At 63.3% G+C, this 1,556-nt stretch carries 1 protein-coding gene; it reads right to left on the bottom strand.

Annotated features, from left to right (window positions below; genetic code table 11):
- Positions 1-1,556: type VI secretion system tip protein VgrG (vgrG, locus tag IFU29_RS22160; RefSeq protein ID WP_191935763.1), on the bottom strand; the 1,556-nt coding region annotated here is incomplete at both ends.

Raw genomic sequence — 1,556 nt, 5'->3', positions numbered from 1 at the left:
CTGTCGGTTCTGAGCTCAAAGCCCTCGCCGCGCCGCTGTTTTTCGCCGTCGACCAGATGGCCGAGATTCAGCTGGCTTTTGCCGCCGTACTCGGTGCTGACCTTGATATGCTCTTTACCGCGCTCGTCGTCGAGGCGGATTTTGTTGTTGGCGGGCGTGCGCAGCACGTTGCGTTTGTAGTTGCGGATGGTGACGTGGTCGCCGTGCGCAGAGTCGTGCAGCACGCCGGCGATGTACGGCCGGTCCGGGTTGCCGTCCTCAAAGCCTATCGCCACCTCGGTGCCCGCCAGCAGCGGCAGGTGCAGGCCGTACGTATCCCCGGCGTACGGGCGGGACTGGCGCACCCACAGGCTCTCGAACCCCGCATCCCAGTTATCCCGGTCAAACAGCATGCTGACGCGGTAGCGGCCGTCTTTATCAATATGCCCGTAGGTGTCGTTTTCGGTGGTGCTGGTGACGCGGGCCGGTAACGTGCCGGCCATCACCGGACGGGTGCCGGGCTGCGGGCGGAAGCAAAAATCAGGGCTGTCCGGGATGCCGTCAAACCTGACGCAGAAGTCCTCGTCACGCCGCGCATGGCTGTGCATCGCCGTAACGACCACCCCATGAGCAAAGACCTCCGCCACCTCAATGCCCCCGGTGACCCTCAGCACCTGGCCGGGGGCCAGCGTCGGGCAGCTGGTGACGGCCCGCGTCCGCGTCTGTCCGTTCAGGTAGCGCTCATGGCGGATGCGGGCAAAGAACGCCCCCGACTCCGGGGCCGGGTTGCGGTCATAGTGGCTTCCCGGCGTCAGGTAGTTGTCGGCATAGTGATACGCATCCCCGTAGGTGGTGGCATCCCCGCGGGTCACATCCACCCGGGTGTTCATGTCTTCCGTGGCCTGGCGGTAGTTGTAATCACGGGTGCTGACCTGCTTCTGCACCACGTTATGATGGCTCTCCATCCCCCACACCGAGTCCCCCCCTGCCGAATGCTGGCCCGACGGCGGCACCGACGGCAGGGTCAGGCCTTTTTCATACCCCTGCTGGCCGTCGTAAAACTCCACCACGTCGATGTTCAGACGCATGTCGGTGGTAAAGCGAAACCAGATGCCGGCCTCACCCAGCAGGCGGGTGATAAAGTGCAGGTCATCCTCACCGTACTGCATCACCTGCTCGCGGCGCGGGTACTCTTTTGCAAGCGAAAACAGAAAATCCTGACCGCGCATGCTGTGGCGCTCGCGCAGGATTTTCTCGACGATTTGCGGGACCGACATGTCCTGATAAATGGCGTTCTGGTGCGAACGGTCGAGCAGCGCCAGGCGGGGCCGGAGCGTCAGGGCGTAACGGGTCTCATCCCTGGAGGTGCTGAGGCGTTCAAAACCGCTCACCACGCCCTGAAGGGTGCGCACCACCTGCTGCATTTTGATGCCGAACCCCTGATCAACCGGGGCCTGCAGCGTCAGGGAGGCCGCTTTCATCAGCATCCTCTCTTTGCTGATGGCATGGTCACCGCTGGTGAACTCAATGCGGTAGCTGAACGGCGTGCTCAGGGCTTCATCGCCCTCAAAGGCCAG

The organism is Erwinia persicina (genome assembly GCF_014838825.1).
Taxonomy (GTDB): Bacteria; Pseudomonadota; Gammaproteobacteria; order Enterobacterales; family Enterobacteriaceae; genus Erwinia; species Erwinia persicina_A.
Note: the sequence above shows the minus strand (reverse complement) of the source record. Positions and strands in the feature narration are given on the sequence as shown.